Here is a 13856-nt window from a genome sequence, read left to right as displayed (position 1 = left end):
CGGCCATGAGCGCCCCCCGGTACAAATCGGTGGCTTTCGTCCACCCTGACTTCGACGCCGCCGTCGGGATTTCCGGCCTCAACCTCACCCCGGACGGCAGGCTGGCCACCGTCACGGACGCCGCCTCCGTCCGGCAGGCCCTGCTGCTGCTCCTGAGCACCCGGCCCGGCGAGCGCATCAACCGCCCCACGTACGGCTGCCACCTCTTCCGGCTTGCCTTCGCCCCGGCGGACGACACCACCGCGGGCCTGGCCATCCACTACGTGGCCCGGGCCGTGGAGCAGTGGGAGCCGCGGATCACGGTGCTGTCGCTGGACGCCTCGCGCTCGCAGGAAAGCCCGGAACTGCTGGAGGTCAGGCTTCGGTACCGGGTCCGCGCCACCCAGCACCAGGACGAACTGGCCATCACCCTGCCCGTTGATTCCGGAGGTGCAGCATGAGCATTCCCGTGCCGAACCTGGATGACCGCAGCTTCGCGGAGCTGGTGGCAGGTGCCCGCGAGCGCATCCGGCAGGTCGCCCCGGACTGGACGGACCTGTCCGTGCACGACCCCGGCATCACCATCATGGAGGCCTTCGCCTACCTCACGGACACCCTGATGTACCGGCTCAACCGGGTCCCGGACAAGCTGTACGCCGTGTACCTGAACCTGCTGGGCACCAGCCTTTACCCGCCGGGCAGCGCCGAGACCATGCTGGAGTTCACCCGTGTGGCGACCGGCGGGGAGGCCCCGGAGATCCGGATCCCGCGCGGCACCCAGGTCAGCTGTCCGCCCGGCGTGCCCGGGGCGCCGCAGCCGGTCTTCACGACGACGGCAGCGGCCGTGCTGCCGGCCGGGCAGGCCAGTGTGCTGGTCCCGGCAGCCGATGTCACCTTGTACGACGCCGTCCCGATCGGCACCGGAACCGGACGGCCCGGGCAGAGCTTCGTGGTTCCGAACGCGCCGATCGTGTCCGGGGCCGGGCTGTCCGTAGCCATCGAAGTGCCTGCAGGGACCCGGCTCAGCAGCGGCGAGGCCGTGCTGGTGGACGGCAAGCCCTTCCGGTACTGCCGTGAGGTGGAGGCGTTCGCCGATGCCCGGCCCGGGGAGGTGCCGGTGCGGATCGACCGGAGTGCCGGCGTCGTGATGTTCGCTTGGTGGGACGAGGCGTTCGGCGGGCAGGGGGCCGGCGGCCAGGAGAACCCGCCCGTCCCGGGTCCGGGCGCCGAGGTGCGCGCCTGGTACCGCGGCGGCGGCGGGCAGCGCGGGAATGTCGGGGCGGGGCAGCTCACGGTGCTCCGCACCCCCGTGCCGGGGGTGCGGGTCGACAACCCGGAACCCGCCACCGGCGGACGCGACGGCGAGGCCCTGGAGAATGCGCTCCGCCGCGCCCCGCAGGATTTCCAGGCCCGCGACCGCGCCGTCACCGTGCGCGACTACGAGGTGCTGGCCATGCGGCACGGCGGCGTGGACCGGGCCCGGGCGTTCACCCGCAAGGACCTGTGGGCCTTCGCGAAGCCCGGCGAGGTGGAGGTGGTGCTGGTGCCGTTCGTGCCGCGCACCGGCGGCGCCCAAGGTACCCCCGTCACCGCCGACGAACTGGCCGCGCAGGCCCGCGCCGAGGTGCGGGACGAGGTCGAACAGTACCTGCGCCGCCGCTCCACCGTGGGCGCCGAACCCGTGGTGCGTTGGGGGCTGTACAAGCAGGTGCTGGTGGACGCGCGGATCGTGGTCCGCCCCGATGAGGACGCCGACGCCGTCAGGTCCCGCATCGCCGCCCGGCTCGCCGAGGGCATCAGCCCGCTCAGCCAGGGCCCGTCCCACGCGGACACCGGCGGCTACGGTTCGGGCTTCGGCAAACCGCTACGGGTCTCCAACCTGTACCGGGCCATGGAGGAGGCCGAGCCCGGGGTGCAATACGTGGACCGCGTGCGGCTGGAGGTGGACAAGGTCCCGGACAGCGATGCGATGGGACTGGTGCAGGCCGAGGGGCAGGACAACACCTGGTTCGTGGCGCAGGACGGTCTGCTGTTCCGCACCACCAACGCCGGCGACGGCTGGGAAGCCTGCGCCGAATTCGGCGGGGCCGATACAAACGGCGATGCGGCCACGGAAACGGTGCGGTCCATCGCACCGTTCCGTTCCCCCGCCCCGGGACGGTCCGCCGTCGGACAGCACCCGGGGATGGTCGCGGTCAGCACGGTGGCCGGCACCTCCTCGCGCATCTACATCAGCGAAGACCTCGGCGAATCCTGGCGCCGTGCCGCCGAACTGGGCTTCGTCGTGGCCGACCTGTGCTGGGTGGACCGGCAGGGAGCGCCCGTGCTGCTGCTCGCCGGCGAGCGCGGCCTCTACGAGCTCCCCATGGGCGAAGGCGCCATCCCGGTCCAGAACGTGGTGGACGCCGGGCAGCCGGACCGCGGCTTCTACGCGGTGGACGCTTTGGTGGACGTGCGCGGCCGCACCGGGGTGGCCGTGGCCGCTGAGGCCTCGGCCGGGGTGTGGCTCTCCCCCGACGCCGGCATGGCCGGCAGCTTCAAGCGGGTCAAGGCGGCCGGGGAGGACATCCGCTGCATGACCGTACAGTACGACGGCGGTGCGAGCTACCTGTGGCTGGGCCGTTCCGTTCCGGAGGGCGGCGGCACCGGCTGCCTGCGGCTGAAGATCGACGAGCTCGCCCGCACCGACCTCGACACCCTGCAGGCCGCTTGGGAACAGTTCGGCGCAGGCTGGACGGGGGGTAGCTGCTGGGCCGTGCACGTCATGGGCAACGCAGCCTTCGCCGCCACGCAGAGCGGCGGAGTGCTGCGGCTGCAGCTCGGCCAGGCATCCCAGCAGTGGAGCACCCCGGACGTGAACTGCGGGCTGCCGCTGCGTGACCGCACCCGCTTCGAACCCGTCCGCGGAGTCTCCGGCGCCGTGCGCGAGGACGGCACGCAACTGCTGCTCGCCGCCGGGCCCAAGGGGATCTACCGCAGCACGGACAACACTGCGTCCTGGGCGAGTTGCACGCGCCGGGTGGTGGACGACGTCGTGACGCTGCCGGAAACCTGGCTCTTCTGTTCGGGCGAGCACCGGATCGAGGTAGTGCATGGCCACTGACGGCGACTTCAGGCTGGAGGACTCCCGGCTGGTGCGCGTGCTGCCGGAGGTGTACCAGGTGGCGGCCGAAAGCAGCCTGCCGCTGCAGGCCCTGCTGGCCGTGGCCGAGGACCTGCACGGGCCCGTCCGGGACGTCCTGGACCGGATCCACACCGTCCCGGATCCCGGGCGCTCGCCGTCGTCGCTCATTCCCTTCCTGTCCCGCTGGGTGGACTTGGACTGGCTCACCCTGCCCGGCCCCGAAGCCACCGGGACGGGTTCCGCCGGGATCCCGGTGGCCCGGCAGCGGGACCTGATCGCCTGCGCCGCCGGGCTGTCCGCGCGCCGCGGCACCGTGGACGGGCTCACCCGCTTCCTGCACCTGGCCACGGGCGTCCGGGGCTTCGAGGTGGTGTCCGAGCCCGGGGCCTTCCACATCACGGTGCGGGTGCCGGCCGACGCCGCCGGGCAGCTCGAGCTCGTCCGGCGGATCGTCAAGGGCATCAAACCGGCGCACGTCACCGACGCCATCGAGGTGATGGACGCGTGAACAGCGGGAACCGCAAGCCGATCATCGTGGTGGCGATCTGCGCGGTCATCGCGGCGCTGGTGCTGGTGCTCGGGGTCAGCTGCAGCGGCAGCAACAACGCCGGGGCGCCGGGCTGGCAGTCGGGGTTCGCGAAGGCCGCCGGGGGCGGAAAGCTCACGACGGCGGACCTGGCTCCGGCGGGTGGCTCCTGTTCGGCCTCGGGCGGCCAGCTCGCGGTCGCCGGGAGCTGCACCTTCGAGGTGGGCAAGTTCGGCGGGCTGTTCGACTTCGGCCCGCCCACCAAACGGGCGCGGCTGCTCCCGCAGCAGGCCGTGACGGTGACACTCTCCGTGGAAGGCACGCGTACCGAGCAATCGGCCAGCGCCGGGGATACCGTGGACCTGACGTTCGGAACCTCGGGCGGGAGCCTCGGCATCCGCTGCCTGGTACCGGGAAACTGTGTGCTTCAACTAGCGGAGGCAGGCTGACATGACCGGAATTACCCTGACACTCAGTTCCCCCACGGTCGAGCTCAAGGACGGCAAGGGTTCCCTGACCGCTTCGGTGACCAACAGTTCCGCCGAGGCCGAACGCGTGGTGCTCGGGGCTTTCCCCGGCCAGCCCGGCGGGCAGACGTACACCACGGTGGCCAACCCGCTGCGCACCATCGGCCCGGGAGCCACCGACCAGTACCTCGTGGCCTTCGACACCACCGGGGCGGCACCCGGGAGCTACCCGGTGAAGCTCATCGCCTACTCTGCGGACGACGCCCCGGAAGACTACGCGGACCAGGCCCACGTGGTGACCCTGACGGTGAGCCAGGCACCCGCGCCGGGCAAACCGCCGTCGACGTTTCCTTGGCTCTGGGTGATCATCGGCGGGGTGGTGCTGCTCCTGGCGATCGGCGCGGTGCTGTGGTTCTTGGTGCGCGGCGGCGGCAACGTCCCGGATGTGCGGGGCAAGCAGCAGGGCGAAGCGGCGCAGATCCTCATCGGCGCCGGCTTCTCGATGGGTTCCACCGAGGTGGTGAGCACTGAGCCGCCCGGCACCGTCATCAGCCAGAACCCTGCGGCGGGAGGTACCGCGGAGAAGGGGAGCACGGTGAGCGTGGAGATCGCCCGGGCCGCGGACAAATGCCAGCCCGGCTATGTCTATCGGCGGGTGACTCCGGACGACAAAGTGTGCGTGACGCCTGCATCCGCCGCCCAGGTCCTCGAGGACAACGCCGCAAGCACCCAGTCGGCGCGCAAGCCCAATCCTCCGGGCGGCCCATATGGCATCAATACCTGCCTCCAGGGCTTCGTGTGGCGGGATGCGTACGATGGCGACCAGGTTTGCGTGACCGGTGAGACCCGGACGAGGACCAAGCAGGAAAACGACGAGGCGGCGCTGCACAGCGCCCCGTAACGGCCGGAGAATCCCATGGGCACCATCACCATGACCCTTAGTTCCCCCACCGTGGTCCTCAAGGACGGGAAGGGCTCGTTGACCGCCTCCGTGACCAACGGCACCGGAGCGTCCGCGCGCGTGGTGCTCGGCGCGTTCCCGGGAGGCGCCGCCCCCGAAACCTACACGGAGATCCCGGATCCGCTGCGGACCATCGCGGCTGGAGCCACGGAACAGTACCTGGCCACGTTCGACACCGCCGGCGCCAAGCCCGGCAGCTACCCGGTGAAGCTCATCGCCTATTCGGCCGACGACGCCCCGGAGGACTACGCCGACCAGGCCCGGGTGGTCACGCTCGAGGTGCCGGCACCCGCGACGCCGGCCCCGGCTCCCGGGTTCCCGTGGCTCTGGGTGATCATCGGCGGCGTAGTGCTGCTCGCCGTCGTCGGGGCCGTGCTGTGGTTCCTGTTCAAGGACGCCAGTGTGCCGCCGGTGGTGGGCAAGCCGCAGGCGGAGGCGGTGCAGATCCTCAAGGACGCCGGATTCGGCACCTCGGTCACGGAGAAGGAAAGCACGCAGGCGGCCGGAACCGTTGTGGGCCAGGAACCGGAGGGCGGACGGACCGTGGGCCGCGGCTCCACGGTGGCCCTGGAGGTGGCGGTGCCGGTGCGGACGACCGTTCCTGCGGTGCTGGGAGCCACGGTCGAATCGGCCAAGTCCCAGTTCGCCGCTGCGAAGATCCAGTTGGATTTCACGGCGAGTTCCACGTGCACCAAGTCTCCGGAGCTGAGCCTGCAGCGTTGCGTGGTGCTGGGCGTGAACCCGGACGTGGGCACCCGGGTGAACCTGAACGCCCTGGTCCTGGTGCGGACGGAACTGCGGTCCAAGATCTTCATCGACAACAACACCTTCCCGAACCTGTGCAAGAACAGCCAATGCGTGAAGGTGGGCGGATAGGGCCTGGTCAGCCCTGCAGCAGGTGCCTGCGCAGCTCAGGAACCACTATGTCCCACAGGGCGGGCGGCGGGATTTCATGGCCCATCCCCTTGAGGCGCACCAAGCCGGCTCCCGGGATCATCCTGGCGAGAACCTCTCCGTGCGGAAGGGGAAACATCGGATCGTCCTCGCTATGGAACACCAGGGTGGGCACACGGATTTCCGCCGGATCCACCGAAGAACCGGGCTCCGCGATGAAATGGTTTGACATGGATGATTGCATGTTGCGGCTGCGGCCCACTTCGAGCGTTGCCAGGGCACGCACTCGGGCCTCATCGAAGCCAAGCGGGCCGGCGTACGGCCGTTCGCTGTCAACACGGTAGTCGATGACGGCGGTCTCGTCGCTCCAGTCGATTTCCGTCTGGGGTTCTTCCCAGCCCGCGGCGAGCCCGGGACTCGGCGGCGGCAATTGGCCATACCGGCCGCCGGCGGGGCTGCTTTCGATGAGTGTCAGGGTGCGCACCCGCTCACGGGCGCGCACGGCGATGACCTGCGCGATTCCGCCGCCCATCGACATGCCGACCAGGTGCGCCTTCCTGATGCCCAAGGCATCGAGCAGCCGCAGGGGATCGGCGGCAAGGTCATCGCCGGTGTAGTCGGGGTGTCCAGGCGGACAGGTGCTTGATTGACCGGTATCCCGGTGGTCGTAACGGATGACCTGCAGTTCCCCGGCAGCGAGCAGCTCGCAGAACCCGGGCGTCCACCAGTCCATCGACTGCGCGCCACCTGCGATAAGCAGCACCGCCGGGGCATCCTCCGGTCCGCGGCGGTCGGCGGCCAGCTCAATACCCTGGAGTTCGTGGATTTCCATCGGTCCCCCGTGCTGTGCGCCGTTGCGGTTACCGGCCAGCCTAATACCTGGACCGGCCCGTAACTCTCGGCAGAGGGCCCGCCTCCGTGAAAAGATCAACCATGCGTCCGATGCAGCACTCCAGCAAACTCCAGAACGTCCGCTATGAACTCCGCGGCCCGCTCCTCCAGGCGGCCAAGGCCATGGAGGCCGAGGGGCACCGCATCCTGAAGATGAACCTCGGGGACACGGCACCGTTCGGGCTGGAGGCGCCGGAATCGGTGGTGGTGGACATGATCCACCACCTGCGCGGCGCCCAGGGCTACAGCGACTCCAAGGGGATCTTCTCGGCCCGCACCGCGATCTCGCAGTACTACCAGACCCAGAACCTGATGACGATCGGCGTCGAGGACATCTTCATCGGCAACGGCGTCAGCGAGCTCATCTCCATGACCCTGCAGGCCTTCATGGAGAACGGCGACGAGGTCCTGGTGCCTGCCCCGGACTACCCGCTGTGGACCGCCGCGGTGACGCTCACCGGCGGCAATCCTGTGCACTACCTGTGCGACGAGGGCCGGAACTGGTGGCCGGACATGGCCGACGTCGAAGCCAAGATCACGTCCCGCACCCGCGCCATCGTGATCATCAACCCGAACAACCCCACCGGTGCCGTCTACCCGCGCCACATCCTGGAACAGTTCGCTGACCTGGCCCGCAAGCACGACCTGGTGCTGTTCTCGGACGAAATCTACGAGAAGATCCGCTACGAAAAGGCCAAGCACATCCACACGGCCTCGGTGGCGGACGATGTCTGCGTGCTGACCTTCAGCGGGCTCTCCAAGGCGTACCGCATGCCCGGATACCGGGCGGGTTGGGTGGCCGTCACCGGGCCGCATGCCGCCACCGCCGAATACCGTGAGGCCTTGGAGCTGCTGGCGTCGCTGCGCCTGTGCGCCAACGTCCCGGCACAGCACGCCATCCAAACCTGCCTGGGCGGTTACCAGAGCATCGAGGAACTCATCAGGCCGGGCGGGCGGCTTCGCGAGCAGCGGGACCTTGCTTGGAAACTCCTGACGGCGATCCCCGGAGTCTCGTGCGTGCCTGCGGCCGGCGCCATGTATCTGTTCCCGCGCCTGGACCCGGAGATCTACCCGATCGAGAACGACGAAAAGTTCGTGCTGGAACTCCTGCAGGACCAGAAGATCCTTGTCTCGCACGGCACCGCCTTCAACTGGCCGACGCCGGACCACTTCCGTTTCGTGATCCTGCCGGCCGAGCGTGAAATCGAGGAAGCCGTGCGCCGGATTTCGACGTTCCTCGCGGCGTACCGGGCCCGGGTGTAGGGATAAGAGCCGCGCTCAGTCCCCCGCCGAGCCGGGGCATTGACGGATTCCGCGCCATCATTCGCCGCCGGAGAATCCCCCGCCGAGCGTTGCTTGGTCCCACCCGCACCGGTCCCGGAATGATCGCGCGGAATCAGACGCGAACTAGTCTCCTGCCGAGCCGCTGACGCGGAGGGCGTTGATGATCGCCGGAATCGACAGAATCAGCATTATCAGGGCCCAGACCAGCGCCACGATCACGGTCACCAGCGCCCAGAACTGGTCGCCGATGGACACCAGCGGGCCAGGCAGGAAGCCGTGGATCAGGCCCAGCACCAGTTGCAGGAGCACGGACACCACCAGCAGGACCACCAGCCCGGTGACCTTGAGGAACTTGGGCTGGCTCAGGATCAGCAGCACCGCGAACACGGCCTTCAGCAAGAGCAGCAGCCCGAGGATCGCCGCCGCCTGCCCCGTGGGGAAGCTCCCCCACAAAGCCAAGTAGGCGAGGGTCCCGAATGGCGCGGCGACGAACAGCCCGAACATCAGGAACAGCTTCGCCATGGCCAGCATCGCCGCGAAGAACGCCGCCACTACCCACAGGAACGTGACAATCAGGGTCACGATCCCCTGGATCCGCCCGTAGAGCCGCAGCTCCATCATCAGGCTGAGCCCCAGCATCACCACGGTGAACAGCAGCAGACCATCCAGGAACGCGAGGAAACCGATCCCCGCCCCGGGCGGCTCGGCGTCGGCCTTTTGTGTCTTGAGGAAAACGTCGAGCGGGACGCCCAGCTTGGCAGCGTCGCCCGGGGAGACGGGCTCGACGGCGGTCCCGCCCAGCAGCAGCGACATGCCGATCTCGGCCAGGACGGCGATGGCAAAAACCACGACGGCGGCAATGAAGAACGGTTTGCGGATCGCCTCGGGCGACGGCCCGTCACGAAGTGCGCCGGTACCAGTGATACCCGCCAAATAGCCCGGACCCCGCCTCCCTGCGGCCATGGCTCAATTGTGGCAGAGGCGCGCTCTTTTGGGAGTGTCTGAGGCGGCGTGAAAACCAGCGCTTTTGGGGCCGGACGGGACGTCTGCGTGACAACCAGCCGTCCGGCGGATGCCAGCTACGGCCCGTCGGTGCGGAGCCAGGCCCGGCCGTGGCGGTAGCGGACCGCTGTTCCAGTCAGGCCTGCCGGTGCGAGATCAATGGTGTCGAGGATGCCTTGCTCAGTGGGTGGGAGGAATTTGGGTTCATTCCATGCAGGAATGTCCTGATCGCTCTGTTTCAGTTCTTCTGCCTTGCCCACGCTGGGATCCACCGCATCCATGCCACGTGCGTCGCGCTTCACCGGGATACCTCCGAACACATGCCCGGCAAATGCCAGCAGGCCGGTGGATGACGCGATCACGTCGTCTTTCGTTTGCGGGACCCGCGAGCTCTCGTCCCACAGCCAGGCCGAGCGGGCGATGGCGCGGAAGGCATCGTGGTTCATGGCGTTGACAGTGTCTATGCCATGGGCAGCGCAGTAATCGTCAAGGAGTACGTACCCTACGGGAGACTCTTCGTATTCCGGATCGCGGCGTTCGGTCTCCTCATCACAGGTGCAGCCTGGAGCATCGCTTTCCTTGGGTTCCAACTTGCCTCCGTATGAGGGATCCAGCCCCTGCGCCCAAACGGGACCACCGGAACCAGGTACGATCCACACGAATTGCCTCGCGTAGCGGTGCACCCACCACCGATGCGCGGCCTTCCCACAGAAGACCGCGAGCAGCAGGGTGGCGGCGAGGGCGAAAACTGCCTCGTTTGGTTCAAAGGACTCCCGGTCGGACGGTGGGGTGGTGGCCCGGGCTGTCGTCCAGTCCGCAGCGAACCACGCCCACAGCGCGGCCGAAACGCACGCTAGGCCGAAAGCGACCCACCAGCCTAAGGCGAGTTCCCTCCGTTCAGCCAAGAAGGCCTTCTCCCCTACGACTGTTGTCATGCCATCTCTCAACCTTGCTGAAAGCTCTCGGATTTCCCTGAGCTGAGGAGGGGACGACACGAGTTCCGCGGTGGCGAGGACGGCCGAAAGTACCGCGCCCGCGGCCCAGGCCGTTGTTGATGCTGCGCCCACGCTGGCATAGGCAACGGCGCACGTCCCCAGGAGAGCGGCCGAGGCGAAAGGCAAGCGCCTCCCAAGAGACCACCCCAAAACAACCATCAGGATCGAGGTATTTGTGACCATGCCGCCGAAAACATTGACCGGCAGCAGCGACTCCTCCCACCCCAGCGGAGTCTCTTCCCAGCCGCGGTCAGCTACGAATGCCCCGCCGACAGTGAGCAGCCCCAGCAGCCAAGCCAGCAGCGTCGGGCGCACACCGGACCGCCGCCTGGGCAGCGAGGCCCACTCCTCTTTACTCGGCCGGATCAGCTCGCGAACGTTGTGCCGAACATCTTGCATTGCACCATCCTGAGGGATCCGGCTGATCAGGCCCAAAACCGCAACTGACTCGCAGTCGTTGTTGTCGCCATGAGGCATCAGAACGACAACAACTGCGAGTCAGTTGGGAGAGGGAACAGCGGGAGGCGAACCCCTACCCGAACGTCAGCTTCGGCGGTGCCTGGCGGAAGCCCTTGGTGCGGAAGGCCAGGAAGGCGATGCCCACCGCCATCCAGCACAGGCCCACGACGAACGAGGTTGGCGCCAGCGAGGTCCACAACCAGATCGTCAGGCCGAAGCCCACCAAGGGCAGCAGCAGATACTTCACCACGCCGGCGGCGTCGCGGAGCTTGCCGTCCCAGAAGAAGTGCTTGATGACCGAGAGATTCACCATGGAGAAGGCGAACAGGGCGCCGAAGCTGATCATGGTGGCGGCCATTTCCAGGCTGAGCACGAGCGCCAAGAGAGACACTGCGGAAACCGAGACAGCTGCCAACACCGGGGTGCCGAAGCGCGGGTGGAGCTTGCCGAAGGCGCGGGGCAGCAGGCCGTCGCGGCCCATGGCGTAGATGATGCGGCTGACGCTGACCTGGCTGGTCATGGCGGAGCCGATGCAGCCGGCCACGAACACGGCGATGAAGATGGCGCTCAGGACGGGGCCGCCCACCTTTTCCACGAGTTCGATGCCGGCGGTGTCCAAGGCGGCGAAGCTGTGCCAGTCGGGGAAGACCATGCCGCCCACCCAGGCGACCACGATGAAGATGATGCCGCCCAGGACCGTGGTGATGACGATGGCGCGCGGGATGTTCCGCTGGGCGTCACGGGCGTCTTCGGAAAGGGTGGAGACCGCGTCGAAACCCAGGAAGGACAGGGCCAGGACGGCCGCGCCTGCGAAGATCGGGCTCGCTCCGTCGGCGCCGAACTCGAAGGGGGCCAGTACGGACGGCGCAGGGTTCCCGGCGAGGTAGGAGAAGGACAGCGCCACGAACACCACGATGATGGCCACGGCCATGGCCACGATGACGCCACTGGACTTGCCCACGAACTTCACTCCCATGGCGATGAAGGCCAGGACGAGGACGATGCTCACCAAGGCGAAGACCCAGGCCGGGATGGCCGGGAACGCCGAGTTCATGTACAGGCCCACCAGCAGGAAGTTGATCATCGGAAGGAACAGGTAGTCCAGCATGAGCGTCCAGCCGGTGACGAAGCCGATGTGGCCGCCGAAGGTCTTCTGGGCGTACGAGTAGGCGCTGCCCGCGGCCGGGATCACCCTCGAGAGGTGGGCGTAGCTGAAGGCCGTGAAGATCATGGTCACCAGGGCAACAACGTACGCGGCGGCCAGGTGCCCGTCCGTGATCTGGGTGACGGTGCCGAAGGTGGTGAAGACAGTCACCGGGGCCATGTAGCTCAGGCCGAACATGACAAGGGCGGCCAGGCCAAGGACCCGGCGCAGATGGGGCTGGTTGCTCGTCGGGGCGCCAGGGGAGGCAGCCACCGGAGCAGCGTTGCTATTGGGGTTCGCGGACATCGGAAGACTTTCGGCTGGAGGGCTCGCGCCCATGGTTCGCGGACATCGGAAGACTTTCGGCTGGAGGGCTCGCGCCCATATTTGGGGAGGGGCGGGTTGGGGAGGGGCGGGGTTGGGGGCGGGTTGGGGTATGCGCGCTAGCGCACTGGCTCGGGCAGCTTCTGGAAGGTGGGGCGCCCGGCGAGCCAGGTACCGAGGACCTCGATGCCGGCAATCCGCTCGGTGGGCAGGGTCGCCGGGTCCTCGGCGAGCAGTACCAGGTCCGCGCTCATGCCAGGCAGCAGGCGCCCCCAGGTTCGTTCGGCGAAAGCCTGGTGGGCGACTCCGGCGGTGTAGGCCGCCAGGGCGGTCTCGACGTCGACCTTTTCGTTGGGTAGCCAGCCGCCTTCGGGGAGGTGGTCGGGCGTCTGGCGGGTGACCGCCGTCGCGAGTCCCGGCACGGGGTGGTGTCCGGTGACGGGCCAGTCGCTGCCGAAGGAGATGGTGACGCCGGCGGCAGCGAGGGAGGCGATGGGGTATTGCAGTGCGGCGCGGGGTTCGCCGAGCCGCGGGATGGTGAGCAGCTGCATGACGTCGTCGGAGCAGGCCCACAGCGGCTCGAAGTTCGCCACCACGCCGAGTCCGGCGAAGCGCGGGATGTCTTCGGGGTCGATCACCTGCAGGTGGGCGATCACGGGTCGGCGGTCGCGCCGGCCGTTGCGCCGCTGGACCTCCTCGAGCCCGTCGAGGGCCATGCGCACGGCGCCGTCGCCGATCGCGTGCAGGTGCAGCTGGAAGCCGAGGGCGTCGAAGGCGGCCAGGGCGTTGTGCAGGTCCTCGCGCTCCCAGTTGGGCAGGCCGCTCTCCTCCGGGGCGTCGGCGTAGGGGGCCAGCATGCAGGCTGTGTGGCTTTCGATGATGCCGTCGATGAAGAATTTGACCGTGTTGGCGCACAGCAGGGGGTTGTCCAGGACCTTGACCCGGCCGCGGGCGGCGTCGAAGGCCTCGGGCTGGTGCTGCCAGCCGGCGGGGTCGGCGCGGAAGGCGAGGTTGAGCCGGGTGGCCAGGCGGCCGCCCGCGGCCGCTGCCTCGTAGGCGGGCAGGTCGTCCAGTTCCACCCAGGCGTCCTGCACCCAAGTGACCCCGGCGGCGGCGTAGCGTTCGGTGGCCGAGGCCAGGGCATCCACCCGCTGTTGGAGGGAGAATCCGGGGGCCACGCGCGCCACGAGGTCGATCGCGCCGGGCTCCAGGAGTGTCCCGAGCGGGGTGCCGTCCGGGCGGCGCGCGATCCGGCCGAGCGCCGGTTCCGGGGTGTCGCGGTCGATGCCGGCGGCCTTCAGGGCCGCGCTGTTGACCCACACCGTGTGGTAGTCCCAGGCGCGCAGCAGCACCGGGCGGTCGGCGACGGCGGCATCCAGCCACGCGGCATCGAACATCCCGCCGGGGGCGAGCGTGGCGTCGTAGCTGGCGCCGATGATCCATTCCGCGTCCGGGTGGGCGTCCGCCCAGTCCCGCACGGAGGTGGCGATTTCCTCGACGGAACCGCAGCTGCGGAGCTGCGGGCCGAGGTCTTCCAGCCCGCCGTAGAGCGGGTGCGCGTGGCCGTCAGCGAACGACGGCGAGAGGTAGCCGCCTTCCAGGTCCACCGTTACGTCGGCCTCGCCGAGCAGCTCCCGGGCGTCCTCGCCCACGGCGGCGATGACGCCGTCCCGCACGGCAAGCGCGGTGGCACGGCCGCCGCCGGTGGTTCCGGCCGGCGAGGCCGCTGCGACGGTGCCGCCGTGGAAGATGGTCAAGGTCATTGCCGCTCCAAATAAATTTAACGGGATTAAATTTCCTGCATTG

General features: G+C 68.7%; 12 protein-coding genes. 7 read left to right on the top strand and 5 right to left on the bottom strand.

Annotation, left to right across the window (positions count from 1 at the left end; genetic code table 11):
* Positions 1-5: 5 nt before the first annotated feature.
* From DWV11_RS01120 to DWV11_RS01095, 6 genes are read left to right on the top strand one after another with little or no spacing between them, the layout of a single operon-like run.
* Positions 6-440 (top strand): GPW/gp25 family protein, encoded by a 435-nt coding sequence (locus DWV11_RS01120; protein WP_115787054.1) that lies wholly within the window; start codon positions 6-8, stop codon positions 438-440.
* A complete protein-coding gene (locus DWV11_RS01115; protein WP_115787053.1) occupies positions 437-3082 on the top strand; it encodes a baseplate J/gp47 family protein in 2646 nt (881 codons plus the stop codon). The genes DWV11_RS01120 and DWV11_RS01115 overlap by 4 nt, the downstream gene beginning before the upstream one ends.
* On the top strand, positions 3072-3611 hold the full coding sequence (locus DWV11_RS01110; protein ID WP_115787051.1) for a phage tail protein: 540 nt from the start codon (positions 3072-3074) through the stop codon (positions 3609-3611). The genes DWV11_RS01115 and DWV11_RS01110 overlap by 11 nt, the downstream gene beginning before the upstream one ends.
* Positions 3608-4078, top strand: coding sequence for a hypothetical protein (locus DWV11_RS01105; RefSeq protein WP_115787049.1), 471 nt, complete (start codon positions 3608-3610; stop codon positions 4076-4078). The genes DWV11_RS01110 and DWV11_RS01105 overlap by 4 nt, the downstream gene beginning before the upstream one ends.
* Before the next feature lies 1 nt (position 4079).
* The gene (locus tag DWV11_RS01100) at positions 4080-4997 is read left to right on the top strand and encodes a PASTA domain-containing protein (protein WP_115787047.1); all 918 of its coding nucleotides are present in this window, start codon (positions 4080-4082) and stop codon (positions 4995-4997) included.
* A 15-nt stretch (positions 4998-5012) separates the two neighbouring features.
* A complete protein-coding gene (locus DWV11_RS01095) occupies positions 5013-5933 on the top strand; it encodes a PASTA domain-containing protein (protein ID WP_115787045.1) in 921 nt (306 codons plus the stop codon).
* A 7-nt stretch (positions 5934-5940) separates the two neighbouring features.
* Here DWV11_RS01095 and DWV11_RS01090 read toward each other — a convergent pair whose 3' ends face one another.
* The gene (locus DWV11_RS01090; protein ID WP_115787043.1) at positions 5941-6783 is read right to left on the bottom strand and encodes an alpha/beta fold hydrolase; all 843 of its coding nucleotides are present in this window, start codon (positions 6781-6783) and stop codon (positions 5941-5943) included.
* 101 nt (positions 6784-6884) lie between these two features.
* Between DWV11_RS01090 and DWV11_RS01085 the strand changes: the two genes are divergently transcribed.
* Positions 6885-8105: a pyridoxal phosphate-dependent aminotransferase gene (locus DWV11_RS01085; RefSeq protein ID WP_115787041.1), complete on the top strand. Its 1221-nt coding sequence runs from the start codon at positions 6885-6887 to the stop codon at positions 8103-8105.
* Between the two features lie 144 nt (positions 8106-8249).
* Here the strand turns inward: DWV11_RS01085 and DWV11_RS01080 are convergent, their stop codons facing one another.
* The 4 genes from DWV11_RS01080 to DWV11_RS01065 form a co-directional block, all read right to left on the bottom strand.
* Complete coding sequence (locus DWV11_RS01080; RefSeq protein WP_115787039.1) at positions 8250-9089, bottom strand: hypothetical protein; 840 nt, start codon at positions 9087-9089, stop codon at positions 8250-8252.
* 116 nt (positions 9090-9205) lie between these two features.
* Positions 9206-10600: a hypothetical protein gene (locus DWV11_RS01075; RefSeq protein ID WP_136017854.1), complete on the bottom strand. Its 1395-nt coding sequence runs from the start codon at positions 10598-10600 to the stop codon at positions 9206-9208.
* 55 nt (positions 10601-10655) lie between these two features.
* Positions 10656-11999: an APC family permease gene (locus tag DWV11_RS01070; RefSeq protein WP_245953379.1), complete on the bottom strand. Its 1344-nt coding sequence runs from the start codon at positions 11997-11999 to the stop codon at positions 10656-10658.
* 170 nt (positions 12000-12169) lie between these two features.
* Entirely contained in the window at positions 12170-13813 is a 1644-nt protein-coding gene (locus DWV11_RS01065; RefSeq protein ID WP_115787033.1) for an amidohydrolase, read from the bottom strand.
* Positions 13814-13856 lie beyond the last annotated feature (43 nt).

This window comes from Arthrobacter silvisoli (assembly GCF_003369445.1).
Taxonomy (GTDB): domain Bacteria; phylum Actinomycetota; class Actinomycetes; order Actinomycetales; family Micrococcaceae; genus Arthrobacter; species Arthrobacter silvisoli.
This window is presented reverse-complemented; position numbering and strand designations above follow the sequence as displayed.